This is a genomic window from Bacillus sp. P4_E1, assembly GCF_056401715.1.
Genome location: NZ_JBFUIV010000023.1, coordinates 46,223 through 71,117, shown reverse-complemented (window position 1 = coordinate 71,117; position 24,895 = coordinate 46,223). Strand labels below are relative to the sequence as shown.

Below are 24,895 nucleotides of genomic sequence, written 5' to 3'. Positions count from 1 at the left end.
ACCTTCGTGCTTACTTTTTAAAATAAGCAGCACCAAAGTTTTCATTAAATCTCTTACACCAAACAGAAACCGAACCATATGTACTTACATCTATCCCTTCAGGAATTTCATAGTTTTGGTTGCCTTTGTTTCCCTTTAATTTTCCTAATTCAATATACTGATGATTTTTAACATCTTCATTATTTTTCAAACGATCTGTAGGAACTAATACTACTCGCACATCTGGCCCGTTAGATGTTGAAAAATTAGAAAGTCGTAAAATACGTTTTCCATCCGCTAATTGATGGATTATTGCTGTTCCAGTTGTTTCATGGACACCGTTTTGAAACTGACCTGCACTTATAACTTGAACTTGATCTTGAACTTGATCTTGAACTTGATCTTGAACTTGATCCTGAACTTGTTTTGTTTTCATTGATTGCATTTCCGTCTGTGGCAATGCTTCATTCACTTTCTTATCAATAAATAATTTCTCCGGTCGGAACAAAGACCATAAAATTAACACGAGAATTATGGAACCACCTATAAGCCATACATATTTTCTTTTCATAAAGTAAAAAAACCTCCTGTAACATACTGTTTAGTAGTATGTTAACAAGAAGGTCTTTCATTTTTATAACGTAAATGTTACAAAAGTCTTTCAGCGGTCTTATTTTTTTCTGATGTGATGGGAAGAGTAAACCAAAATTCACTTCCCTGCTTACCATCTGCGCGATTCCTCACACCAATTTCCCCTTTGTGCATTTCAATCAATGATTTTGCAATGGCTAGTCCAAGACCGGACCCTCCAGATTGTGAACTTCTTGATTGATCTGTCCTAAAAAATCGTTCAAATACGCGTAGTTGGTCATTTGGAGAAATTCCTTCTCCTTCATCACGCAGAATGAACTGGACTTGTTGATTTTGCTTATTTTCCTCTACAATCAACTCAATTGTTCCAGAGACAGGGGAATATCGAATAGCATTATCTAATAAATTACCTATAACCCTTGCTATTTTACACAGCATAATTAATAGTCGGGGTAATCTATCAGGAACCTGCAATTGTAAATCAATCTGTTTGTCTTCTAATAAGACAGAATGTGACTCTAATACATCTAATAGAACTTTATCTATATGTGTGAAACTTGGATAAAAATCTACTTGTTCAAACTCTAACTTTGAAAGTTCAAATAGGTCATTGATTAATCCACTTAATCTTTCTATTTCTTTTAAGATCGTCGCTAAGTATTGCTTTCTCATTTCAGGATCTTCAATCAGGTTATCTTGTAACGCTTCTATCATCAATTGTATGCTAGCCATAGGCGTTCGTAAGTCGTGTGAAATATTCGTAATTAGCTCCTTGCGGGCTTTTTCCCCTTCTTCTAACTGAGTAAACCCTTCTTCTAATTTTTTTGCCATCTGTTGAAACGATGTTGCTAATTCTTTAAACTCCCGTGGTTCTTTTCCAATTATATACATTGTTTCGAATTGTCTATCACTAAATTGCTTCGTTAATGTCATTAAATTTTTGATAGACCTCATGATAGGGCGTGTCATTAACCAGTAAATAAACGTTGAAATAATCAGTCCTACAACCGCAATTACTGTTAATAACCGTGTTTGTTCCGGTTCAAGTAACATTTTCGTCTCACTATACCATATAGCAATTACCAGGATACTGGTACTTAATAAATTCATGAGTAACAATTGAATACGTAATCTCATGATTCATTTCTTCCATTTGGCTCAAAGCGATATCCTATACCCCAAACTGTATGAATCCAATGATTCTTTATCGTATGCTTCTCGAGCTTTTCACGCAAACGACTCACTAGCACAGTAACTGTGTTTGATGCCCCTTCATGTCCAAAATCCCAAATTAGTTCAAGAAGCTGCGAGCGAGAAAATACTTGTTTTGGATGTTTTGCCATGACATAAAGTACCTCAAACTCTTTCACCGTCAACTCCACTTCATTTTCACAAACAAGTACACATCTTGTCTTTGGATATATTTTTAAATCTGGAAATTCTATCACTTCCGATAGGGATTCTTTTGCTTGTATCGCTACCTGGCTGCCTCTTCTTAGTATAATTTGAACCCTTAATACTAATTCACGAGGGGAAAATGGCTTTGTTAAATAATCATCTGCTCCCATTGTTAAGCCTAAAATTCGATCCCTTTCCTCCCCTTTAGCGGTTAACATAATAATAGGGACATTTGATTGTTGACGAATTTCCCCACATAGTTCCCATCCATCTTTTTTCGGCATCATCAAATCTAAAATAATTAAATCTGGTTGATGAGTAAGAAATAAATCCCAACCTTCTGTACCATTTACAGCGGTATATACTTCATATTCTTCTCTTTCTAAATACCGTTTGCAGACTTCTCGAATATTTTCTTCATCTTCTACGATTAAAATTTTTTTCATATATTAACCTCTCTTCTTTTCACCAAAAATACAAAAATTTCTCTTATATGCTTTCATCTAATAAATATGTAACCCCCCTACTTAAGTAGGGGCATCACGCTTGGCTAAAAGCCGACGAAAATTCGTTACAACAAACAAAAAAATAAACTTATAAGGCTAAAGTTGATACCATCTAAAGACGGTGGTTTTTAACCACTCGTTTTGAAAAAAATTTGGATATGAAGATATAACAACTGATTGTATCACTAAATCAGAATCTCAAACTTCGATCTCTTAATGACCAAAAACCCTAAAAACTATATAATCCAGATGATAATTTTAACATTGAGTTATTTACATGACTAGATAAATAATCTTAATCGTGGTATTTATCTAGTCATACAAACAGAAAATTAAAATCGGATTTTTTACGAAGATTATATATTTATCCTGTCAGAATCGACTTTATGATGTAACTGTTTCCCAAAATCTCTATAATCATAAGATTGTATCTTGAAAAGGTCTATATAAGACGCTACTCTGCATAATAAACCTCATATTCATTATATACAAATACATAATAATATATAAAAGCTTACAATCTGATAAAAAGTCATTCCGATATATAGTTCTACAATAATAAAAAATCCTAGAAAAAAAACAAATCAGTGTGCCCCGATTCTATATCGAAACACACTGATAGCTTCGTCTTCTTAGAAATGTCCACTTTACAGAAACAAAACCAATATTTAACTAAATTAGTGTCCAGTAAATATTAACAAGTCCAAAATCAACCTACATTCGTATGTCTAACTTTTTAGGTGCAGTTTATTACCGGTGTTTTTTATAACTTTGCAACAAAACCGTTCCCTTTTACTTAGCTTTTTCGAAACTCCATCTATCTAAAATCACATTACCATTACCAACAGGATATACCTGCACATCATTACCATATGTCACATAACCAGATCCACCCTTATCCAACCCTATATTGTTACCATCAGATTGTAGGTTCCATTCTCTCTGGTAATCATAGCTGCCTGGGCTATGTGTATGATTAAATTTAAAAGTACTTGCATTTTGTTTTTGGTCAAAATGGATATAACCATTTTGAAGTTTTAAATATTCATAGCCTGAATAAGCACTATTTTGAACTTTAATATGTATATCTTCCCCTTTTTTGATTGGTTGTCCAGGTTTAGGCTGCCCTTTTCTTTCAATAATTACATTAACTGGTTGAGTGTAATTCCCACCATACGCAAGATATTGCCATTTATCATTTCCTTTATAACTAAGCACAGGATTTCCACTAGCCTTCAGAGTATAAGGAGTTCCTTCTACAATAAGTTCGTCGCTGAATCGATGGGTCAAATAATTTTCATATTCTTTATTATACGTAACAACTGTAGAGATTTTTTGTGTCGGAAGTTTCTTTTGTGCATCATTGATTTCAAATGTAACTTTTTGTGATGGATTGAAATCATTCAAACTTACAGCTTCTTTAGACTCATATACGTTTCCTTTTCTCAATAATGTTACTTGTTGTGTTTGTTTGGATTTTTTATTTTCAAAAGAAACAGAGACTTCATTACTCGCTCCGAATAAGCCAGGTACGACTGCTGCATAAAACTTTTTCGTAAATGGATCATAAGCACTATATGACAATTCCGGTTGCTGAATTTTTGTGAAAACACCGACTTTTGCGCCTTTCGAAACATAAGATTTTTTAGCATTTTCTAGATTCTCTTTCGCAATGATAACTTGATCTCCTCTGCTATTATCTATAAATTCATTTATCTTTGTAGAATCTACTTTAACATGCTTCAGAACCTCGTTAAACGTTAAATTTGTATCACTACCAACACCTTCTGGTGCATACATTCTAAACTTCGGTTTGTTCCCGATATCAGTCTCTAGTATTGTAGTCGAAGCATTTACACGAGATTCAAATTTTCCTGAATCTCCTAAATTCATAAATTCTCCATCTTTCTCAATATACAATTCCATTGTACTCGTAGGTAGTACTTCAACAGAAAGAATTGCACCTTGTTCAACAGCTTTCAATTCATCTAACGACAAGTAAATATTTACATCTGCTTGATTATCTACACTGTCTATCAATACTTCTGTTGTATTTCTTCCACCTTTTTCTGTACTTAACTGATTTGCTTTATAACGATCTTGTGTTGCCTTTACTGTACTGATAATCTTGTCCCCTAAACGAATGTTAAAATGAGGAGAAACATTTTGAGCAGACGCCGTCCCTGTATTTTTATATTCTAACTGTAAGCTCACTTTTGCTGCTTTTGCTGAATCAACAGTTTTTGCGGTAGACCAATCTATATTAGAAGAATATCTTTCGGTATCTGTTGATGTTTTCGAGTATCCATAGCTTACATTTAATGAGGCCTTCCCAGAAGGAACAGGACCGGCTGCGGAACCTTCCACACCACCTTCGACACCTGCTCCTACACCAAACGAATGTTGTGTCGATACACTTTTTTCCCAACCTTTATCAATGGACCCACCGTTTGAATCCGTAATGGCCGCAAGAGGAGTAACCCCAATACGTTTTATACCAACTTGCAAATTCGGTATATTTGCAACCATTGGATTAAACTCAGTATCAGAGTTACTGCCATAATACTGAACTTCATATGCATCTGTAAAAGGATCTCCATCCGAATTCGCGCTCATAGGATTTGTAATAAATTTTAATTTATCTTTGTCTCGCTCTGGATCCCATGCCTGTGCTTCATTTTTCCCGGTTTGTCGATTGAACTCAATTTTATAGCCTTTTATTTCTAAGTCGTTAGAAATACCATCTTGATCCCAATCGTTATTTTGTATTTCAATTTTTTCAGTAGACATCTTTCCCTTTTTTCCATCAGTTCCATAGATAAGATCTTTTCCTTCTTTTGCATTTGCATCCTCTTTGAACATTTCAATTGTGCTTCCTGCATTCGGCTGTTTTATATCTGCTAAAGCAGGATATGCTAAGGTCAGTGCCATCGATACACTACCTAATACACTAAGTGCGGGCTTCAATTTCTTCATTTTTATTTTTCCTCCTTGATTTTTAGGTAAGTTAGAACACCTACTATTAAGAACAACTTCATCATATCTAATATATCTTTCATTTCTCTCTCATAAGTGTTACAAAAGTCTTTCATAAGTATAAAAAAAATCTTTCATACATCTATTACTGGTTCTGGTGCAAATATTTTTTGAAGATATAAAGAAGTAAAGAGATTCCTAACTGAATCCGCTTTTATGCTGGAATACCGAATAGTTGATGAATGAGGTTCACTTGATTTTGGACAGACTTCTCTTGAGAGGTTTGTCTTTTTTCATCATATGCATGGCTTCAATCCCAGCAAGAATCCATTTGGCAGTCCGAAAGGACTTTAAACTTAACATAGTACGTATGCGTTTCTTGATAAAGCGGTGATCCTGTTCCACAATGTTATTTAAATACCGAATTTGCCTCAACTTCACACCTATCGGCATGCTTTTTTCTTCATGTAATGCTTTGATAGCAACAGGATATGCTGGGTTCTTATCGACTGTAATCACTCGAGGTGTTACGGAATGACAGGAGGCCAAGGCTTTCTTCAAGAAGCGCTTGGCTGATTTAGCATTTCTATTCTTGCTCAGATAAAAATCGATGGTATTTCCTTCAGAATCCACAGCACGATACAAGTACATCCATTTCCCTTTGACTTTTACATATGTCTCATCGCCTCTCCAAGAATCCTTGGTTTTCTTTAAATAGCGTCGAACTCGTTTGTCTAACTCAGGGCTATATTGATGTACCCATCGCATGATGGTAGTGTGAGCAATGGACAAACCTCGCTCCTCCATCATTTCCACTAAATCACGAAAACTTAGATTGTACCGTAGGTACCATCTTACTGTTAGCAAAATAATATCAGGCTGATAGTGCTTCCATTTGAACGAATTTTGCCTATTCACACTGAACACCATCCCTTTTCTAGATTGATAGTATCAGTATGGCCAAGTTTAAGAGATTTTTTGCACCAGAACTCAACTAAGTGATACTCAAGTTTATGAATCTCACTCTCTATTTTTTTGGTTACGAATATCACCGATAAACAACGTTTGCTAAATAATGTATTACAATGACCTAGTTTTACACGTATCTAGGCTGAATCCCATTATAATTCACGTGAAATTTTCAGGAATGTCGGGTTCCCTTATTCATATTCCAAAATGTTACAATATTGGTCAAGCACGTTATAGTTAAATCGTTCACTTTTCGCCATTTATTAAACTAACGGGCAGGATATGTTAATCAATTCGCGAATACTTCAAATAATCATTAGCAAAGATTCTGCATGAACCATAAAAAATGGTATCCTTAAAAAAGTGAAGGGGCGGCATAGCCTTATGAAACTAGGACATATAATGATTTTCGTCAATGACATGACAAAGGCGAGATGGTTTTATTCTGAATTGCTGGGTTTAAAAACATTGTTAGAGCAAGAAAATAAGCTTGTATTTGCCCTTGACGGCTGTCAGCTTATAGCTTTTAAGTGTGAAAAGACCAAAGAAATTGGAGATTATTCAAACGAGGCTAGAACAGTTTTGGTGTTTGAGGTCGTATCTGTTGAGCAAACTTATAAGGAACTGAAGGAAAAGGGTATTCAATTTTTGCATGATAAACCTACTCAAGGGCGATATGCTGCTTTCGTAGATCCGTTTGGTAACGTGCATGAAATCGCTGAATCGTTCGGATGAGTCCCACGGCAACAATTCTTTCTTTTTCGGGCCATTTATAAAACCTTTAAAACGATATGATAAAACCGTGATTTAAAAGTATATAGAGTTGAAATATGTAAAGAGAAGCCCTTTAAATATGTTCCTTAACCTTATTTTTATCACCGTTTATATGTGTTCTGTAAACAAATGTTGTTAAAATCACCTCAAAAAGTTAACGGAATTCCAGTTCTGTTAACTTAAAATGACGGGTGGTCCCAAAAAGCAGTAATCTTTGCCGTGCCCCTTATAGAATAAAAGTGTCCTAGCAGTTCAAGATATTGATCCCTATTGTTTGTATTAAATTAGTTTGTTTTGCCTATAAGGGGTACCGCCACATCGCCATCAACTTAAGCATTTAGGCTATTTTTAAAGTTAAAAGCACGTTACTATTCTTTTATATTAACGGGAAAGAGTGACGTACTTTTTATGCATAATTTCAGTGTACACAATGACATTATTTTTTGCACCAGAACCGGATAAACTACTGGTGTGCTATATTAATCTCCACTTTCCTCGTTATTACAAGCTAATAATGGTTCGTACATCATTATAGCGTGATTCTCCGTTACATATTGATCTTCTACAAACTGTTTCTGTTGGCTATATACTCTACGTTGAATAACATTATGTCGTATATAACCACCCCAGTATGCAGATTGGATTGAGTGTTCTTTTTCATAAACTTCATATTGATAAAGCTGCGGATAGGCTGTTCTCCATTCACCAACTAAATGTTTATCTGTGATATAAAGGTGAAGTTGATACGATTGGTCCGTTTCATTTTTAATTTGTAAGTCCAAATAGTTATAGGAACAAGTCGCTCCGCTTCCAAACGGCTGGGTCCGCTTGGAATCAGGAAAGACATCAAAGCTATGACGATATCGCTCTGTTACTGTCAGTGGTGTATGTAAGGTCATCCAATATATTAAATTTGAAAGCTGACAAAGCCCTCCTCCAATGCCTGCTTGAAAAGATCCATAGTGTAGTATCATACCTTCTACATACCCTTTTCTCCTAGTAGGCTTACCTATTAAACGCCAGTAAGAGAATGTTTCTCCCGGTCTAATGACGATACCATCTAGCTGTTTAATGGCAATCTTTAAATTAACAACTTTATTCTGTTGATACCACATATCTACATCCTTGAGCTTACGAAGTAGTATCGTTCGGTGCTGAATCGCTGTACAGGGTAACTTTTCTTGTTGTAAAGTTTTTGCGTATGTTTTTCCGTCTGCTAACCACTGGATGTACCTCTTTGTAGAGTAATACCATGTTCCTAGCATAATACGATACTTAGAACGCTGTTTAGGACGTAAGTTCACTATATTCATTTTATTTCCTCTCCTCTCTCTATCGTATTTATAAGTGGTTGGAAGCATATCTCCTTCTGTGTATTAGTAGGAAAACGAGCACCCTTTCGCTATGAATAAGAGTGCTCGTTTTTTCTTTTATGGATAATTCTCGAATCGTTATAGTCTCTCCTAGTAAGCGAAAATTAAATCCACTTCTTTGAAATGCCCATTTTATTCAATAAAAAGCAGCCTTACCCACTTAATGTCAAACGATTAACTACACCTCCAACGGTTAGATGCGCCCTAAAAATTAGAGGAGGGTGTAGTTTTTTTATAAAACAGCTTTTAAAAATTTAATCCAAAGAGTTTACCGCAACTTGGAATTGTCCTGTAGATCCATCATCATTTGAAACGTAAATTTTATATGTTCCCACCGGTAATGGAGATAAAGCATTCCGCACATTTGTAACATTAATTTTTTGTTCACCCGGTTTTATATAACCACCAACGATGGGCTCCTTATTTGGACCTTTTACGCTATATCCCATTTTATTTTGACCATTATTTTTTATAAAAAAGCTTAAATCTGTACTCCCCTTATATACAAAAGAAGTTACAGCCTCTCCAGTATAATCCAGTGTTTGAGTTAATAATAGGTCTGTAGGAACATGTTCAATTACATTGATTGCATCATTTGATTTTTGTACCTCTTCAGCATAAGCATTATTACCTAACACGCCAAATGTTAATGCTGAAATTACTCCACAACTAACTATTAATTTATTTAAATTCATTTTAAGTTCCCCCTTGCTGTTTGTATTACATTACCATCATACATTCTTTTTAAGAGGATTTTAATGTAATGATTCATATCTTTAAAACGGTATATATTAACATCCATTCTTTAATCATTATGAAGAAGTATTATTCGCTTAGTACTTTCTCATTCTCCACGATCATTTTACTTTACTTTTCTTCTTTATCATTTTAGCCAAGAAGACTCCCTCCTCAAAGAACGTGAAGTGATGAATACGAAAAAATGATCACCTAAATCTACAAAATTGGCTCCTTCCCCATTTATTAAGTCCCCTTCAAAGCTCTTTTCTTCAAGTAAACTTTTTAAAGTATATTATTATCAAATAAATGTATCACAACAAAAAAAAACGAAAAATCACATAGTTATTTCATAAGTAAACAATTATTTTGGCCTGAATATAAGTACTTATGCTGAATTTTTATGGTTCTGGTGCAAAAAGATGATAAATAAAAAAGAATCAAGGATTCCTAACGGAATCACCTGTTAAGCAGTTAATCCAAACACCTGGTTGATAAAAATATTCTGATTTTGGACAGACTGGTCCTGCAAATCAATTTGTTCTTTTTTGACCATATGCATGGCTTCAACACCACTCAATATAGAGCGTATACATTTTTTAATAAAACGATAATCTTATTCTACTATGTTATTTAAATATTTTATCCTTTGGATTTTGGTGCCTATTGGTATCCTTTTTTCTTTCTTCAACTGTTCGATAGCAATTGGATAAGCAGGGTTCTTATCAACCGTGATGATACGAAGCTTTGAGACATGAAAAGACCGCAAGGCTTTCTTGAAGAATCGCTTTGCAGCCTTATGATTTCTAGATTTACTCAAATAAAAGTCAATCGTGTTTCCTTCAGAATCAACAGCACGATATAAATACATCCATTGTCCTTTTACTTTTATATATGTTTCGTCCACTCTCCATGAATTCGTTTGTTTGAGATGACGTCGAATTCATGGTCCATATTGATGTACCCATCGCATAATAGTTGTATGAGCCAGGAATAACCCTCGTTCCTCCACCATTTCCACCAAATCACGAAAGCTTAAGTTGTACCGTAGGTACCAACGTATAGTTAACAAGATGATGTCTGGCTGATAATGTTTCCACTTAAATAAATTCTCCTTTTCCATACTGATTACACACCTTTTATAGAGTAGTACTATCAGTATTTCCAAGTTTGATAGACCATTTTCATCTACTTCAAAGTTTTTGCACCCGAACCGAAGTAAAAGAATTACCGAAAACAGGATCTTCTGTTGGGATTGATATGGGATTAAAGGATTTTGCTATTCTTGCAAATGGAACTACATACAAAAAACCTAAATTCTTTCGTACATTAGAAAAAAATTAGCGGAAGCACAACGCATCCTTTCCAGAAGAGCGAAAGGTTCTTCGAACTGGAATAAATAACGTGTGAAAGTGGCACGAGTCCATGAACATATTACTAATGCAAGAAAAGATTACTTGGATAAAATCTCTACCGAAATCATCAAAAACCACGAAGTAATTGATATTGAGAATCTACAAGTAAGTAATATGCTGAAAAACGGGAAACTTGCCAAAGCAATCAGTGAAGTATCTTGGTCACAATTTCGAAATAAGTTGGAATACAAAGCAAAATGGTACAGGAAGCAAGTTGTAGTTGTCTCAAAAACATTTGCTTCTAGTCAGCTATGTTCAAATTGTGGTTACCAAAATAAAGACGTTAAAAATCCAAATCTTCGTGAATGGGATTGTCCTTCTTGTGGCACACATCACGATAGAGATATTTACGCAGGACTGAATCTTAGAAACGAAGCGATTCGTCTCTTAACAGTAGGGACTATGGAGATAGCCTACCGCTAGGTTTCCGTACTTAGGAATCTCCCACTTCAAACAGTCCGTTAGGACGTTAAGTGGTGAGTAGTTCAATTTACTGCTTTTTTGGAGTATTGATAGGATTGCTGTCATAAATCACAAAATAAAAACACAGAAGTTTGTCACCTCTGTGTTTCTTCGAATTTTCTCTGATTGATTGCTCGATAAAGAGAACCTTGTGATACCACAAGAACCTTACTCACCAGTAATCATAAACAACTGGGACATTAACTTTTCCGGTGTGATTCAGCAGGCGAATACGGTACTTCATGGGCAATTTGCTCCAGTTGAACCGATTTGACCAGGTGATTCCGCTTAATACGGAATAAATAAAGAAAAACCGACTTAAATTACAGAGCCGGTTTCTTTTGTTATTTCACATATACATTGGCTACATTTATCTCTACATTAGATATTTATATTTTTCTTCCTGTCCCACAATTTTAATTGGGAAAGGTTGAAAAAAATGATTCAAATCAAAGTAACACCTGAAATGCTAGAAGAAGCTGCTAATCGTGCAAGTAATACCAGAATCACATTAGAATCTATACATAATAATTTATGTAATGAAATTGATCATTTGTGTTTTCAATGGATTGGTGCCTCTAATCAACAGTTCATTCAAATGTTCAATGATGCGAAACCAAAAGCTTTTACATCTATCAATTCACTTGTACAAGTATAAGTAAATTTGAAACGCATCGCCGTAAAATTCCGTAATGCGGATAATCAAGATTTTGAACTTTCACAAAAGCAAACTTTTAAATATATAATTACTTCAAACATCATATAGAACCAGGTTTATCTTATCTGGACAATAATAGCTTAGTCCCCCACAACGAGAGAGGGGAACATTTACATTTCCCTTATTTATTTTACCACTTGAACAGATGCTGGTTTCCAACCCTGATTCTCTACCCAATCAATATCAACCTTATATTTTTTATTACTTTGCTTATCCCGTACATTACCGTAGGCTTTATTATTACCATTATTCCCAATAAAATCGAAAATCAATTGGCTCTCTGGAACATCAACAGCATAAGAAATTGCTTTTTTCATCTCACTCCAATCTGCTGTTCCTTCTTTAAATTGCATTGCAGGTTTTGCTCCTTGCTCTGTACCAATTGGCTTCCAAGAAGGATTAGTTTGAGAACCCTTTTCTTGAGATGCCGTTTTTTCTCCCTCTTTATTTTCATTTTCGCTCGTTTTTACCGATTTTTCTGCTTTTTGTTTCTCTTCTAACAGTGCTGCTTCTCTCTCTTCACGTTTCTTCTCTTCTAACAGTRCTGCTTCTCTCTCCTCACGTTCCTTCTCTTCTAACTGCGCTGCTTCTTTCACTTCACGTTTCTTCTCTTCTAACTGCGCTGCTTCTTTCTCTTTATGTTTCTTCTCTTCTATCTTTGTTGCTTTCTTTTCTTGAGCAATTGCTTTCTTTGATGTATCAGAAGGGGAAAACAACTGGTATGTCACTATACCAACTGTCACTAATACCAAAGTAAATGCAATATTAAAAATCACCTTTTTACGACGATTTTGTTGTTTTTCTTGAAACCTGCTTCCTTGTCCCATTTTTTAAACCTCCGAGTTTATTTTCTCTTCTAATCTTTATGCATTATYCTTATAATTCTTAATATTTTCATTAAACAATGGAAATGAATTACAATTCCCATACAAGATTTCATATCATAATAAAATTTGTGTTGTTTCAAGCATCTGACATATGTTATTCAAAAATATTTTAATACATTAAAAATTGATAAGCATCTGTTCGTAAGAAACCTTCAATTTTATTCAAAGGTGATTCCAATTACGTCCACATTAGATCTCCTGTAGAAATCTTTTTAACAATTAAGCCCCTTCTYCCCTTATTTATAATTTTCAAATTAAACTGCCCTCTATGGTACAATAAAGAWGTGTTGTTTTCTACTGGGGTATGTCGTAAAATCAAAAGGGATTTTATCTCTTTTACCTTTTTTTCAGAGTAACTTTCACCACTAGGAGACTCTATTATTCCTAATGTAATCTTTAATTCGCTTTCATCAAAAATCCAATCTTTATTAAGTTCCCTTATCTTTTGTATAAAGCTTCTTTTGGTTTTTCCTATATAGATCAATGTTTCATTCTTAGCATATACTCTAGAGATTGCAAATATTCCCTTCTTAAAAGCTTCTTCTCTATTATAAAAATCATTTAAACTATACAATCCATACCATTTAATATGTACTGTTTCTATTAAMCTCACCTCATTTTTATGATTAATATTATAATTTCTGAATGTTCAAATTATTATGGATACATAGCCTTGATTACTTGAATTATAAATAGTGCTTTTCAATAATACATTTTATTATTACTAATTTCAATAATGAATATGTACATATKYAKTATTGRATGGCYGCAAAAAAACATGGGAATTTAATTCAAGCCCTATATCAAAATGAAAATAAAAAACACCTGTGATATACACAAAGTGCTTTTCTCTTGTCAATTTATCTATTTTCTTTTTATAACYCAAACTCCTTCGAATCGTACTTTTCTAGAGTTTGCTGCAATTCATTTTTTTCATATGGAATATGTTTATCTGTCTGTAYATCTTCAACATTTTCTCCACCYGCTAATAATCTCCTGTACTTAAAAGAGTGCCCTGTTAATAATGGTGTAATTATGTTGTATGGCCCTCCTTTTGTTTGATTACTTGTATCATAAAACAAGTATCTGAAGCTGATATGTGGTCTACTTTACTGATAAAAATAACAAATAAAAAAGGAAACCTGCATGTTCGTTATAGTGATTTTCATGTTATATATACTYATRTAAATTYATTAATATGCAATATTACATATTAGGTTCCTGTATCTTCATGATATTGATGTATTTAWGATACTTWTATSTTCATATTTAGAAAGGAATACTATTGTACGTTGAAAAGGCGGAGTCTCTTTGAAGACTTCGCCKTTGTTTATATAGGGCATGAATGGTCTCGATACCTTTTATCGTACGTGAAGCATGACGAAGATTTTGAAATCCTGCAGATTTAGCAAAACGTCTCTTGACATGCCTATGATYCTGGTCAATAAGATGGCTAAAATTTTTGATTCTACAATGGATTRTAGTTTGATAAACCGAGAGACCCTTTAGAATAGAAATCACTTTTGACACAAAACAATGATTTTATATGGTGTAGTTTGAGCTGGTATACTCATTGTTGTAAAACTATAAATAGCTATTAAATTTCGATTTACAAGATTACCTGTAAAGAATTGACCATTTGTTAATAAAATTTGAGTAGAAGGAGAAATATTTAATTTTAATTTTCCATCACTACTCTCCAACTGTTCATTAAAATAGTCTACTTTTACATTTTGATGCGGTGTATATTTTGCCATAACAATCGCTTGAAATTGTGGTGGGAAAATRAGAGGAGCAGGAGCGTTRGCATCGTAAAACCCAGTTACTTTATCTCCTACTACTACCGTTGCATAGTCGATAAAATACGTATTTGGTTTTACTACAAAATTTATTAGATTCCCATAACCATTATCTACGGACATTAATTTATTACATCCTATWTCTTCGTTTRAYCCTGTKACAAAATCGTTAATCATAGTTATTGTACCATCAAATGATTGAAATTTTTTCATTCAAATACCTCTTTTGTTTATATAATTAAACCYCTATCGTTACTCTATAATTTTTAAAAACATGTAAATGAAATAATCCTTCTCGTATCAATTCCAAAAATAACCCAAAACCTACCGTTCCATCTAAAACCAGCAACAGACCTTGGTCCTACAAAAATYGGGAAATACCAAAAYTGTTCACCATTACTAAGCCATATATAAGTATTTCGAAATAAACATAATGAAATTGCTCCTGGATCAACAGCAAATGGTGAAGCAGTTGATTGTTGAGGAATAAATGATGGGGGAGGAGATGTTGGAGCTTGTGAACTTTGCTGTCCTGGAAAACTTGGTACACCCGGAAAACCTGGCATTCCAGGTATACCTGGAATCTGAGGACCAGGGAATTGACGATCGAAGCATTGATCATAATTTATATAAGGAAAATATATTGAATYATTATACATTTAAAAACCACCTCTTTMTTTTTAAAACCCTCYAAATTATTAATATGTAATGTTGTTCGTATAGGAAGCTTATTCGCTTCCTATACGAACAAYATTTTAAACAGGAAAGTATACCTATACCCTTTTTTTTCGGTATGGGGTAATGGAAATTCCAGTGTCATCTTTGCTACTACGCCCTGTTACCAATCAAACATGCACAATGTAGAAATGAACCATAAAAATTTCTTCATCGTATGCCTCACTCTCTTCTTGTTTTTCTTCCCCTACATCATAACGGGATTGGAATCATTGTTGGAAAAACGATCGATTTCTATGATTTAGCAACGATTTATGTATAAATCCATTGCTTAACTCCTCCACTCTTTCAAACGGGCTTTTTATGATATGTATGCAGGATTCCCCCTTACATGTAACGAAACCCCAATAGGGAAACATTCCACCAATTACCATACCCATTTCATACCATTACATTTTGGGGGTTAACCAGGATGAAAAAAAAGAAGTTACAAAAATCAGCACTTTCTTTTACCCTACTCTTTTCTTTAGGTGTTTCTTCTTTTCCGCTTACAACAGCTATTCATGGGGATACACAAGGGACACAAACTGCAGAAAAGAAACAAGTCTCATTAACGGAGCGTACGTCTTTATTTTTTGCATATCTCCAACAAGGTAAATATGCAGAGGCACTCCAGTTGACGTCTGTAGCTTTTCAATCCAAGTTTACGGCAAACATATTACAAAGCTGGTGGATACAAAGTGGCGGGAGCAGAATTACAAGCATGGGAACACCTGTTATAAAAGAACGAAACTTGGTCCATCAAACGGTTGAAATTCCAGGAGCTATCGAAGGAACTACTATTCCACTACTCCTTAAATTCACGCCTGGCGGCAAAATTGATGAGGTTGACGTAAGGACGGCGCCAGAGAAATCTTATACCATCCCGCATCCTAGCTATGACCAACCTGATTCCTACCAAGAACGAGAAATCGTCATTGGAAATGCTACATACCCGTTACCAGCCACATTAACGGTTCCAAAACATAAACCTGGCGAAAAAGTACCTGTTGTTGTTCTTGTTCACGGTTCTGGTCCGCAAGATCGTGACAGTACATTTATGGGAGCTAAAATCTTTAGAGACCTTGCAGCTGGTCTTTCATCAAGCGGTATCGCAGTGTTACGTTACGAGAAACGTTCCTTAGAACACGGTTTTAAAATGAGTGCAGAACCTGTAACGTTAGACCGAGATACTACAGATGATGCCATATATGCAGCAAAATCAGCAGCGCAGCAGGAAGGCATTGACCCAGATAACATTTTCATTCTCGGACATAGCCAAGGTGCTGGCACCATGCCGCGCATACTAAGCAAAGCACCTTCATCACTTGTAAGAGGAAGTATTTTAATGGCACCACCTGCACGTCCGTTTACTGACATGCTCCTTGATCAGTATCAGTACCTCGGAGCACCTAAGGAATATATTGATGAAATAAAAAAACAATTCGCTTACATTGAGGACCCTACTTTTGATCCAGATCACCCACCAGCGGGTTATAATTATCTTTCTCCACATTTCATGTATGATGTGACTCGTTGGCGTCCAGTTGAGGAAGCGAAATCACGAAAAGAACCATTACTGATTTTGCAAGGCGCACGTGATTATCAAGTAACAGTAAAAGACGAGTTTACGAAATGGCAAGAAGGGCTTTCAAGCCGCAGTAATGTTCATTTCAAAGAATATCCGAAATTGAATCACTTCTTCACGGAGGGCGACGGGGAATTAAGTCACCCTAGTGAATACGAAGTCCCTTCCAATGTTCCTGCGTATGTCATCAAGGACATCGCTACATGGGTCAATGAGACAAAGAAATAAGAAAACAACAAAAGCCATCATGCAATCATCATTGCGTGATGGCTTTTTTGATATTAATGATTCCATACACGTGATACGGTTCTGGTGCAAAAATAGCACCCTGTTCTTGAATAATGTTCAATTTCAAACGAATAAAGCCATTAATATTAAATCTTGATAGCCTCCATCCAATTTTACACCCTTTGCTTTTCTACCCTCTTCAAAAAAGCCTTGATTCTTATATAACTTGATTGCACCTAAATTATCTTCCATTACCTCAAGACAAACTTTTTCAATCTTACAGTTATTTTTAGCCCAATTGATTAACGTTTCTAGAAGAGCTCTTCCAATACCATAATTTCGATATTCAGGTAGTATGGTCATCGCAAAAAACCCTTGATGACTAATTTTTTCTTTGTTTCCGTTCTTAAAATCTATTGCACCGACTAACTTACTATCCACTTCAGCAATAAACTGTACAAAATTTGGATTTTCATAATAAGCTTTTAACGTTTTTTGAATAGCATCAACACTCATCTGCTTTACATCCTCAACCGTACTTAGCATGTATGGAGCGTTTATTAAAGCTCTTGAAGCACAATTTAACATTCTTTCTGCATCCTGTTCTTTAGCTTCTCTAATTGTTACTGTTTTTCCGTCCTTAGATTTATAAGTAAAAACGTTAGTTGATAGTATATTAAACACACCTTTCGGAATATAATTACTCGGATTTTTTACCCTTCCACAATTCTTAAGTAAGAGAAAATCGTATCACCTTTTTCTACAATCGCTGTCCTTTAACTTAATAATAATTATTTCAAACATTTTAAATTTTCACAACATTCCATTCCGTTATATGGCCCGATTGTTGAATAACATGACTGGCGTTTTTTAAAAAACCTTATTTTAAACGACTTTATTGTAAATTAAACAACCTTATTATCTCTGTACATGTTAAGTTTTGTTCAACATACGTGTACGTACTCGCATTTAGTACGACAATTGTGGTCAGGTAATGCCTGTCCACATAAAAATTGCAATATCAATGTACGATTTAATTGTCACAAATAATATATTTCAAACCAGAAAAAACGACCTACAATGAATTATGATGCCTCTTCTCTTCACTTGTCGGTGCTTTCCTGTAAATGAATCTTTTTCTGTCAAACAAATAGTATTAAGTCCCTCTCTCCTTGCCTAAAATAACGATTCCTTTCATTCGCCATCCTTCTCCTTTACTATTTTTGCAGTATTTTATCATTTTTCTATTTGAAGCAAAGGCTACATCCTCATTTCTACGCAAAATAAAAACGCCTCCTGTAAAGAAACGCCCCATAATATCAGTTTTTTTATCCTTCTAAATGACTTATTATATATCGCTGCTTATTTATGTCTTGACGTTTTAAAGCCGTCACTAACTCTCGATTAACATCTGATACTGGTAACGGTTCTCCGTATATATCAAACAACTTTATTCCTAACTGACTTATAATCTTTATATTATTACGATTCCTACTCTCTTGTGTATAACTAATGATAGTGCGTAAATTAATCCCAAAACTTATCATACTAACCAACGCCCCTTTTTCATTATAAATAGATATAGGTATACTTCTATTTATCTTCGTGGAATCCCTTGAAGTTTAATATCGCTATATATTTCTCAATACACTAGCGGTGTATACCATCTCCGTTTCTGTCATAATTCTACGCCACCTCCTATAAGAAAAATTCAGTAGGAACGGTTTAAACATCTAAAAAATCCATCGACGAAACTCATACTTTCTTATATTTTGTCGCATTAAATAAAGTATGGACACTCGATCGATTCAGAATATTCTGTATATTTATGAAAAAAACTCATAGTGAAATTTAAAGTATCTAATTCCTGTTATTATCAGAATAAGCCTATACGGAGAAAAGGGGGATATTATGACTGTTCAAGAAAAAAGCAATGAGCAATTGATGAAAATATTAAATGAATGGTATGAAGAAATCCGTTCATATCATGTAAAAGAAGCAAAACAAACATATCTAAAAGTACAAGAAAATTTAAAAGGAATAGAAACAGACCAATATTTATCATTCTATTATTCACTACTGAATTTTAGATATAAGGTCTTGGTAGATGGAATGAGTATTACTAAAGATTCTTTTAATAAAATAGAAGAGCTCCCTAATATCAAAGATGAATTTTCATTTTTAGCTTACTACTATCATTTCTTTAAGGCAATCCACTCTACAATTATAGCAAATTATACTGAAGCGAGAACACATTTTGAAAAGGCGGAAGAACTTTTAATTGATATACCTGATGAAGTAGAAAAAGCCGAGTTTAAGTATAGAATTTCAACTTACTTTTATCAGTCTTATCAACCATTTGAAGCGATTCAACATGTAGTAAAAGCGAAAGAAATATACCTGAATCATGTAGGATATGAAATCAATATTGCTTTATGCGACAATGTATATGGTTTAGCTTGTATAGATCTAAGAGAGTTTGAAAGAGCTGAAGAATGTCTCAATACGGTTATTGATGTTTTTAAGAAGCATGATAAAGAACATTTATTATTAAGAGTACGTTACAATTTGGGCTGGTTATATAATATTCAAGATTTATATCCATTGGCGATCCGACAGAGTTCTGAAATTATAAATAAAATACCGAACCATTTTAAAGCATTATTTGTCTTAGCAAGAGCATATTATAAATTAGAAGGCGTTGAAACAGCAAAATCATATATCGAACAGGGAATGAAATATACAAATGAATCCGGAAATGAKGAATATAAGCACCGTTTCGCAGTTTTAAATGAACTAATCACAGAACTGCCTAGAATTAAACTAGAAAAAGTAGTTACTAATGCAATTTCTTATTTTGAAAAAGAGGGCATGTGGGATTGTGTAAAAGAACATGCAGAGATTTTAGCACTCCAATTTTACCAGGCAGATAATCATGTTAAGGCGAGCAAATATTTCTACATTAGCAATAATGCCAATAAGAATCATTTGAGAAAAGGAGCGTTAAAGTAATGAAAAAAATAAAAAAAATTGTATTAAGTATGGTAGTAGTAAGTGCATTAGCATGTAGCATGATTAGTTTACATGTATCACAACCTTCTTCCTTTAATGGTGGAGATACACCATCACCCACAATACCGAGTGTCTCTGTTGAAGTATCTATTGATTAACGTAATATCATTTGTCCTGCTTAAATAGTCAAAATATCCAACTTTTAATCCACAAAATTGTTTAATCAAAATGAGAGAAATTGTGAATCCCTAGTCCGAAACAAATGTGTTTCGGACTATTCGCGTTACTATTTTTATTTTGAAAAGGATTGGTTAAAACAAATCTATTCTCTATTTTAGGCATTCTCCCCTCCCCCCAGGAACTACGTATTAACTAGGAAACGAACCCTATTAAACAATTATTAAATCTTCTTTCATCCAAGGCAAAGTAACTACAAAGTTTACTTCTCATTCCTACTACCTTCTCATACATAGATGCCTTTACAACAGCCTTTAATTTATTTCATTTGTTGTTATTCCATTTCTAAAAATTTCTGATATCCCCTTTTGAAAATCCCCTGCATTAATTCCATTTCTATCTCTCACAAATGAATGGTATTGCGTATTATACCCAACCAGTTTATAGATTTTAATAATATTAATTACAAAACCTTCCTAAATTCAAATAGAAGGACTATTTTATTCTGTCAACTCCCCCTATATTGATAAATATGAAATATTCAATTTATTTGACATTTCAATGACTTATAACAGGAAAATATATACATTAAATGAAACCTAATGTATCTTTGATTTGTAAGTCGTGGTTAGTTGGCCAACTTTCCATGCAATTTAATAATAAAAATTAAGGGGGACCTAAAATGAAACAAGTATTAAGGAAAAGTAAGAGAAAAATGATATATCTAGTTGGTTCACTTCTAATTGCTCTATCAATGTTTGCAACTACAAGTTTTGCAGCTACAGAAGGTGCTGTAAAAAGTGTTACAAATAGTAACTATACCGGGATTGCAGCTGATATAAATATACCAAAATCAGTTGTTGTTAAGGATGGATATGTGAATTGGTATTTAGGTATTGGAGCATCTAAAGTTGAGGGTGGTATTTCAAAAACATCAAGTGGATATAAAGTATTTCTTAATTCAGGATATAATGAATCAGGTCAAAACAGTAAGTATTGGAACACACAGTATGATACATCAATTAAAGATGGTGATCGAGTAAACCTTAAACTAGTTAATAACGGAAATGGTACGGTTACTATGTATGTAAATGGAAGTCCTAAATATGTAAATCAACCTGTATATGGTACGTTTTCTCAATATGAACCAGTAAAAATGGTTCAGGGCGTTGAAGATACTGGAAGTAATTCTTTTAGCCAAGCTAGCTTTTCAAACGTACTTCTAAGAGCAGATACATCTGGATCTACCTACAAAAGTTGGAACAGCTCAATTTCTTCCTCATTTTCTCAACACGGTACTTATGGTAGTAATTTCAAATTTTATTCTCAAGTACCATTAAGCGCAAGTTTACGTTAAGGTTTTTATTTGCATAATAATGTTTGTATGAAAAAAAGTAGCTGCGCTTTTGTGCAGCTACTTTTTTTAAATAGAGTAAATTAGTAATAGATATTCGAGTGACCATAAGTGACATCTATCATACTTTAGCTTCTTCGAATTCAATAACATTTGATCCGCATGTCTTATTAATTGGCTTAACGTATCGAGATCCATATTGTAGTAACTACAACATGTTTTATTATTACTAATGCTACACTCCTCATTGTAACCTTAATTCCATCTCATTGATTTTTTATTATATAAAGTAGACAACATCAATATACAACTTAGTAATGATAATAGATATACAAAGAGAATAATATACAATTGTTTTGTTTCAATGCTATCAATATAAAGACTCATAATTGGATATGACCAAGGGAATAGTATCCAATAGTTTGTATGAGAGATAAAAAAGCTACCAAGTCCACCTATAACCCCTACTAATAATGAAAGTAACGGGATTTTATAAAATATTATATTTATTAAAAAATGTAGATTCACAATAATTAAAGAGCTAATTACCATAAAAAGTATAGAAAAACTTAAACTTTGATAAACAGTCCCGAGATTATCAACCGTTAATACTATAGGTATACTCGTTATGATTAAAGCACATAGTAAATAACCAAAAGTAATTATTAAGCAAAATAAAAACTTATTACTTAATATAGTTTTTAAAGTGATCCCGTGATAAATAGCAGACATATATCCTTTTCTTCTGAATTCGTTTACAAAAGAAAATGACACTAATAGACCTATCGCAATAGGTAAAAATAACCTACAAAAAAGGCTCAGAATCGCTATATGCATGAAAACGCCATCTTTTAATTGAGACGATACAGTTAGTAAAACTTGAAAACTAATTGGAATCAACAGAAATACTAGTAACAGGATATACAATCCATTATGAAGACTTTTTTTATATTCACCTAAAATACCCACTTGTTTCACCCTTTATTATTCATATGTATAATATTTAAAACTCACAGACAATAACATAATTCCTAAAATATATATTGAAGAAATTGCAAGATATAATAAAATAATTGTTTCTTTAAACGCTACGTCACTTACTATATTCAATGAATAAAAGATTGGAAATGTCTTTGTAAATATTAAAGGGAATAATCCATATGTTATAAAGAAAAAAAGCCAAACAACTGACAAGGATGCCGCAAGAATTCCCTTTTTTATAATTAAATGAAAAAGCAATTGAGAATATGGTATTGCTAGAGATAAAATCGTACAAAGTATCAACATTTTTAAAAAATAAAGTATTGATATTTCATATCCATTTATAAAAGTATAGATACCCATAACCAAAAAATTCAAAATATTAAAGACCAAATAGAACAGTATAAACATTAAATTTTTAGTTACCAATAATTTAAGTTTCGAAATGGGCTGTGTATAAATAATGGCCCAAGTACCATATTTATTTTCCGAAGAAATGATAAAATACCACATACAAGCAGAGAAAATACTTAACGTTAGTGTATTAAAATTTACTGTAATTGCTATAAGATTTGTAGATTGAAACATGTCGGGATGATTCTTATTAAAAATAAAATAACTTATACACAAAAAGCTTGATAATAACGAAAAAAACAAAGAGATTAATAATAATTTTCTCCCACCAATTTTTCTCATCTCACTATTTACACTTTTAAAGATAAATTGCATTATTATAATAACTCCTTTTGTTTAGTGAAAGATAAAAAAACTTCCTCTAATGTTGGCTTTTTAGGGCTAACTTCAAAAATATCTATATCATTTCTAATTAATATTCTGGTTAAACTAGGAACACTATCTTGATCTATTGTTATTCTGAATACCCCTTCTTTTTCAATACTATAAGGTATACCTTCATTACTTAAAATTCTTTCTGTAGAAGTAGTAGTATTAACATGAATGATATATTCTCCAGAAGTAATAATACTGTCTAATTTCCCTTCATAGAGTAAGCTACCCTTATGTAGTAATGCTATGTGATCTGCTATCATTTCAATTTCAGCTAAATTATGACTAGAAATAAATATAGTCTTCCCCTCATTTTTTACCAAATGAAGTAATAAACGCCTTATCTCATGTACTCCCTCTGGATCTAATCCATTTGTTGGCTCGTCAAGAATTAGTATTTTAGGGTTATTAAGAATAGCAAAGGAAATACCTAGCCTTTGTTTCATTCCTAAAGAAAAATCTTTAACTTTTTTATCTTTTGCTTTATATATTCCTGTAGTTTTTAATACTCTATCTATTTCATCTAAAGATTTATTAATCATTTTTTGTACATAGGCTAAATTTTCATATGCTGTTAGATTAGGATAATAAGTAGGTGAATCAATAAAACAACCCACATTTTCAAATAATTCTTCTTTCCATTCTTTTATATCTTTATTATCAAACAATATCGTTCCCTCATCTGATGGAATTAATCCTAATAACATTCGCATTGTTGTTGTTTTCCCTGCACCATTTGGTCCAATAAAAGCATATAAACTTCCTTCTGGAACAGATAAGTTTATATCCCTTACAATGGATTGATTTGCAAAAGACTTTGTTAAATTTTTAGTTTGAATTGCTAATTTCATTTTGTCCCTCTCTCTCTCATCCCCGCATGAAATTAAGTATCGATTTTCGTATAATCAGATTTACAGAAGATATCATTCAAGTTAATTTCACCATAAAAAGGGATTTATTAACTCAATTTCTTTTGTTTTCTAAGGCTTCACCAAAAAAGTTTAATACAAAATTAATTTGATATATTTAATTACTATTGCAACCATTGGAGCCTCTGCTGCTGTTGGAAGTTCTGGGATGACTGCCGTGGCTTCTGCCGCAATGATTGCTTCTTCTCCAGAATTAGGTCGCATGGCATGTAGAAGAATTTATCCTGAGCATTAATATCAATCTACGTAAAAATGGCCACCGGAAAAAGTTAATGATTCTCAAACATTAACTGATGATCAATGGGTTTGGTCTTAATATAAAACTGTATTTTTTCTCTTATTGAAAAGAATTATTTGTTTTAGTTAATTTCTTCTGTTAGTAATATGAAGAATTGAAATATTATCCAACCAACTAAATGTATAAACCTTTTAATCGAAAAGAACTTGTAGATAAAACTACAAGTTCTTTTTAATTTTCCAAACGTTAAGGAGAAGTAAACGAACATTCAAAACTTCATATTTATAGACCAATCTGTTCAAAATT

General features: G+C 33.3%; 24 protein-coding genes and 5 pseudogenes. 8 read left to right on the top strand and 21 right to left on the bottom strand.

What is annotated here, in order from left to right; translation table 11 throughout:
• Positions 1-10 precede the first annotated feature (10 nt).
• From AC1DS7_RS24590 to AC1DS7_RS24570, 5 genes and pseudogenes are all read right to left on the bottom strand, one after another.
• Entirely contained in the window at positions 11-550 is a 540-nt protein-coding gene (locus tag AC1DS7_RS24590) for a DM13 domain-containing protein (RefSeq protein ID WP_476999267.1), read from the bottom strand.
• Between the two features lie 77 nt (positions 551-627).
• The gene (locus tag AC1DS7_RS24585; RefSeq protein ID WP_476999266.1) at positions 628-1,707 is read right to left on the bottom strand and encodes a sensor histidine kinase; all 1,080 of its coding nucleotides are present in this window, start codon (positions 1,705-1,707) and stop codon (positions 628-630) included.
• Positions 1,704-2,414, bottom strand: a complete 711-nt coding sequence (locus AC1DS7_RS24580; protein WP_215589317.1) for a response regulator transcription factor — start codon at positions 2,412-2,414, stop codon at positions 1,704-1,706. Before AC1DS7_RS24580 ends, AC1DS7_RS24585 begins: the two co-directional genes overlap by 4 nt.
• Before the next feature lie 852 nt (positions 2,415-3,266).
• Positions 3,267-5,450: a binary toxin-like calcium binding domain-containing protein gene (locus tag AC1DS7_RS24575; protein WP_476999265.1), complete on the bottom strand. Its 2,184-nt coding sequence runs from the start codon at positions 5,448-5,450 to the stop codon at positions 3,267-3,269.
• A gap of 214 nt (positions 5,451-5,664) precedes the next feature.
• Positions 5,665-6,380 (bottom strand): annotated as a pseudogene (locus tag AC1DS7_RS24570) (IS6 family transposase).
• A 423-nt stretch (positions 6,381-6,803) separates the two neighbouring features.
• Here AC1DS7_RS24570 and AC1DS7_RS24565 point away from each other — a divergent pair.
• On the top strand, positions 6,804-7,154 hold the full coding sequence (locus AC1DS7_RS24565) for a VOC family protein (RefSeq protein ID WP_002144170.1): 351 nt from the start codon (positions 6,804-6,806) through the stop codon (positions 7,152-7,154).
• 518 nt (positions 7,155-7,672) lie between these two features.
• Here the strand turns inward: AC1DS7_RS24565 and AC1DS7_RS24560 are convergent.
• From AC1DS7_RS24560 to AC1DS7_RS24550, 3 genes and pseudogenes are all read right to left on the bottom strand, one after another.
• Positions 7,673-8,506 carry a VanW family protein gene (locus AC1DS7_RS24560; RefSeq protein WP_016119196.1) on the bottom strand — a complete coding sequence of 278 codons (834 nt, stop codon included), beginning with the start codon at positions 8,504-8,506 and terminating at the stop codon, positions 7,673-7,675.
• 314 nt (positions 8,507-8,820) lie between these two features.
• The gene (locus tag AC1DS7_RS24555; RefSeq protein WP_002144172.1) at positions 8,821-9,261 is read right to left on the bottom strand and encodes a hypothetical protein; all 441 of its coding nucleotides are present in this window, start codon (positions 9,259-9,261) and stop codon (positions 8,821-8,823) included.
• A 506-nt stretch (positions 9,262-9,767) separates the two neighbouring features.
• A pseudogene (locus AC1DS7_RS24550) lies at positions 9,768-10,424 on the bottom strand (IS6 family transposase).
• A 74-nt stretch (positions 10,425-10,498) separates the two neighbouring features.
• Here AC1DS7_RS24550 and AC1DS7_RS24545 point away from each other — a divergent pair.
• From AC1DS7_RS24545 to AC1DS7_RS24535, 3 genes and pseudogenes are all read left to right on the top strand, one after another.
• Positions 10,499-11,139 (top strand): annotated as a pseudogene (locus tag AC1DS7_RS24545) (RNA-guided endonuclease TnpB family protein); the annotation flags it as partial.
• A 190-nt stretch (positions 11,140-11,329) separates the two neighbouring features.
• Positions 11,330-11,452 (top strand): hypothetical protein, encoded by a 123-nt coding sequence (locus AC1DS7_RS24540; protein WP_258169583.1) that lies wholly within the window; start codon positions 11,330-11,332, stop codon positions 11,450-11,452.
• Between the two features lie 165 nt (positions 11,453-11,617).
• Positions 11,618-11,902 (top strand): annotated as a pseudogene (locus AC1DS7_RS24535) (WXG100 family type VII secretion target); the annotation flags it as partial.
• A 119-nt stretch (positions 11,903-12,021) separates the two neighbouring features.
• On the opposite strand, the gene AC1DS7_RS24530 reads toward AC1DS7_RS24535, so the two are convergent.
• The 5 genes and pseudogenes from AC1DS7_RS24530 to AC1DS7_RS24510 form a co-directional block, all read right to left on the bottom strand.
• A complete protein-coding gene (locus AC1DS7_RS24530; RefSeq protein WP_476999264.1) occupies positions 12,022-12,723 on the bottom strand; it encodes a YrrS family protein in 702 nt (233 codons plus the stop codon).
• A gap of 238 nt (positions 12,724-12,961) precedes the next feature.
• Positions 12,962-13,396 carry a sodium:proton symporter gene (locus AC1DS7_RS24525; RefSeq protein WP_476999263.1) on the bottom strand — a complete coding sequence of 145 codons (435 nt, stop codon included), beginning with the start codon at positions 13,394-13,396 and terminating at the stop codon, positions 12,962-12,964.
• 656 nt (positions 13,397-14,052) lie between these two features.
• A pseudogene (locus tag AC1DS7_RS24520) lies at positions 14,053-14,277 on the bottom strand (DDE-type integrase/transposase/recombinase); the annotation flags it as partial.
• Positions 14,278-14,300: 23 nt separating this feature from the next.
• Complete coding sequence (locus tag AC1DS7_RS24515) at positions 14,301-14,795, bottom strand: hypothetical protein (protein WP_476999262.1); 495 nt, start codon at positions 14,793-14,795, stop codon at positions 14,301-14,303.
• Positions 14,796-14,848: 53 nt separating this feature from the next.
• Entirely contained in the window at positions 14,849-15,241 is a 393-nt protein-coding gene (locus tag AC1DS7_RS24510) for a collagen-like protein (RefSeq protein ID WP_476999261.1), read from the bottom strand.
• 488 nt (positions 15,242-15,729) lie between these two features.
• On the opposite strand from AC1DS7_RS24510, the gene AC1DS7_RS24505 reads away from it, so the two are divergent.
• The gene (locus tag AC1DS7_RS24505) at positions 15,730-17,112 is read left to right on the top strand and encodes an alpha/beta hydrolase family protein (RefSeq protein ID WP_476999260.1); all 1,383 of its coding nucleotides are present in this window, start codon (positions 15,730-15,732) and stop codon (positions 17,110-17,112) included.
• 123 nt (positions 17,113-17,235) lie between these two features.
• Here the strand turns inward: AC1DS7_RS24505 and AC1DS7_RS24500 are convergent, their stop codons facing one another.
• The 3 genes from AC1DS7_RS24500 to AC1DS7_RS24490 form a co-directional block, all read right to left on the bottom strand.
• Positions 17,236-17,796, bottom strand: a complete 561-nt coding sequence (locus AC1DS7_RS24500) for a GNAT family N-acetyltransferase (protein WP_012259822.1) — start codon at positions 17,794-17,796, stop codon at positions 17,236-17,238.
• A 472-nt stretch (positions 17,797-18,268) separates the two neighbouring features.
• Positions 18,269-18,394, bottom strand: coding sequence for a hypothetical protein (locus tag AC1DS7_RS24495; RefSeq protein ID WP_256508296.1), 126 nt, complete (start codon positions 18,392-18,394; stop codon positions 18,269-18,271).
• A 46-nt stretch (positions 18,395-18,440) separates the two neighbouring features.
• The gene (locus AC1DS7_RS24490) at positions 18,441-18,659 is read right to left on the bottom strand and encodes a hypothetical protein (protein ID WP_002144183.1); all 219 of its coding nucleotides are present in this window, start codon (positions 18,657-18,659) and stop codon (positions 18,441-18,443) included.
• A 364-nt stretch (positions 18,660-19,023) separates the two neighbouring features.
• On the opposite strand from AC1DS7_RS24490, the gene AC1DS7_RS24485 reads away from it, so the two are divergent.
• Entirely contained in the window at positions 19,024-20,124 is a 1,101-nt protein-coding gene (locus AC1DS7_RS24485; protein WP_476999259.1) for a response regulator aspartate phosphatase, read from the top strand.
• Positions 20,124-20,282, top strand: coding sequence for a Phr family secreted Rap phosphatase inhibitor (locus AC1DS7_RS24480; protein ID WP_002144187.1), 159 nt, complete (start codon positions 20,124-20,126; stop codon positions 20,280-20,282). Before AC1DS7_RS24485 ends, AC1DS7_RS24480 begins: the two co-directional genes overlap by 1 nt.
• Positions 20,283-20,343: 61 nt before the next feature.
• Here the strand turns inward: AC1DS7_RS24480 and AC1DS7_RS24475 are convergent, their stop codons facing one another.
• Complete coding sequence (locus AC1DS7_RS24475; RefSeq protein ID WP_256508295.1) at positions 20,344-20,466, bottom strand: hypothetical protein; 123 nt, start codon at positions 20,464-20,466, stop codon at positions 20,344-20,346.
• A 517-nt stretch (positions 20,467-20,983) separates the two neighbouring features.
• On the opposite strand from AC1DS7_RS24475, the gene AC1DS7_RS24470 reads away from it, so the two are divergent.
• Entirely contained in the window at positions 20,984-21,658 is a 675-nt protein-coding gene (locus AC1DS7_RS24470) for a hypothetical protein (protein ID WP_476999258.1), read from the top strand.
• A gap of 252 nt (positions 21,659-21,910) precedes the next feature.
• On the opposite strand, the gene AC1DS7_RS24465 is transcribed toward AC1DS7_RS24470, so the two are convergent.
• From AC1DS7_RS24465 to AC1DS7_RS24450, 4 genes are all read right to left on the bottom strand, one after another.
• Positions 21,911-22,624, bottom strand: a complete 714-nt coding sequence (locus tag AC1DS7_RS24465; RefSeq protein ID WP_002204109.1) for an ABC-2 family transporter permease — start codon at positions 22,622-22,624, stop codon at positions 21,911-21,913.
• 15 nt (positions 22,625-22,639) lie between these two features.
• Positions 22,640-23,365, bottom strand: coding sequence for an ABC transporter permease (locus AC1DS7_RS24460; protein WP_012259819.1), 726 nt, complete (start codon positions 23,363-23,365; stop codon positions 22,640-22,642).
• A 2-nt stretch (positions 23,366-23,367) separates the two neighbouring features.
• Positions 23,368-24,273, bottom strand: a complete 906-nt coding sequence (locus AC1DS7_RS24455) for an ABC transporter ATP-binding protein (RefSeq protein ID WP_002204111.1) — start codon at positions 24,271-24,273, stop codon at positions 23,368-23,370.
• A 150-nt stretch (positions 24,274-24,423) separates the two neighbouring features.
• Positions 24,424-24,555, bottom strand: a complete 132-nt coding sequence (locus AC1DS7_RS24450) for a hypothetical protein (protein ID WP_002016818.1) — start codon at positions 24,553-24,555, stop codon at positions 24,424-24,426.
• Positions 24,556-24,895: the final 340 nt, after the last annotated feature.

What these genes read in the sequence shown, in the direction of transcription:
- AC1DS7_RS24590 (WP_476999267.1), bottom strand. Translation starts at nt 550, where the DNA reads ATGAAAAGAAAATATGTATGGCTTATAGGTGGTTCCATAATTCTCGTG.
- AC1DS7_RS24585 (WP_476999266.1), bottom strand. Translation starts at nt 1,707, where the DNA reads ATGAGATTACGTATTCAATTGTTACTCATGAATTTATTAAGTACCAGT.
- AC1DS7_RS24580 (WP_215589317.1), bottom strand. Translation starts at nt 2,414, where the DNA reads ATGAAAAAAATTTTAATCGTAGAAGATGAAGAAAATATTCGAGAAGTC.
- AC1DS7_RS24575 (WP_476999265.1), bottom strand. Translation starts at nt 5,450, where the DNA reads ATGAAGAAATTGAAGCCCGCACTTAGTGTATTAGGTAGTGTATCGATG.
- AC1DS7_RS24565 (WP_002144170.1), top strand. Translation starts at nt 6,804, where the DNA reads ATGAAACTAGGACATATAATGATTTTCGTCAATGACATGACAAAGGCG.
- AC1DS7_RS24560 (WP_016119196.1), bottom strand. Translation starts at nt 8,506, where the DNA reads ATGAATATAGTGAACTTACGTCCTAAACAGCGTTCTAAGTATCGTATT.
- AC1DS7_RS24555 (WP_002144172.1), bottom strand. Translation starts at nt 9,261, where the DNA reads ATGAATTTAAATAAATTAATAGTTAGTTGTGGAGTAATTTCAGCATTA.
- AC1DS7_RS24505 (WP_476999260.1), top strand. Translation starts at nt 15,730, where the DNA reads ATGAAAAAAAAGAAGTTACAAAAATCAGCACTTTCTTTTACCCTACTC.
- AC1DS7_RS24490 (WP_002144183.1), bottom strand. Translation starts at nt 18,659, where the DNA reads ATGATAAGTTTTGGGATTAATTTACGCACTATCATTAGTTATACACAA.
- AC1DS7_RS24480 (WP_002144187.1), top strand. Translation starts at nt 20,124, where the DNA reads ATGAAAAAAATAAAAAAAATTGTATTAAGTATGGTAGTAGTAAGTGCA.
- AC1DS7_RS24475 (WP_256508295.1), bottom strand. Translation starts at nt 20,466, where the DNA reads ATGCCTAAAATAGAGAATAGATTTGTTTTAACCAATCCTTTTCAAAAT.
- AC1DS7_RS24470 (WP_476999258.1), top strand. Translation starts at nt 20,984, where the DNA reads ATGAAACAAGTATTAAGGAAAAGTAAGAGAAAAATGATATATCTAGTT.
- AC1DS7_RS24460 (WP_012259819.1), bottom strand. Translation starts at nt 23,365, where the DNA reads ATGCAATTTATCTTTAAAAGTGTAAATAGTGAGATGAGAAAAATTGGT.
- AC1DS7_RS24455 (WP_002204111.1), bottom strand. Translation starts at nt 24,273, where the DNA reads ATGAAATTAGCAATTCAAACTAAAAATTTAACAAAGTCTTTTGCAAAT.
- AC1DS7_RS24450 (WP_002016818.1), bottom strand. Translation starts at nt 24,555, where the DNA reads ATGCGACCTAATTCTGGAGAAGAAGCAATCATTGCGGCAGAAGCCACG.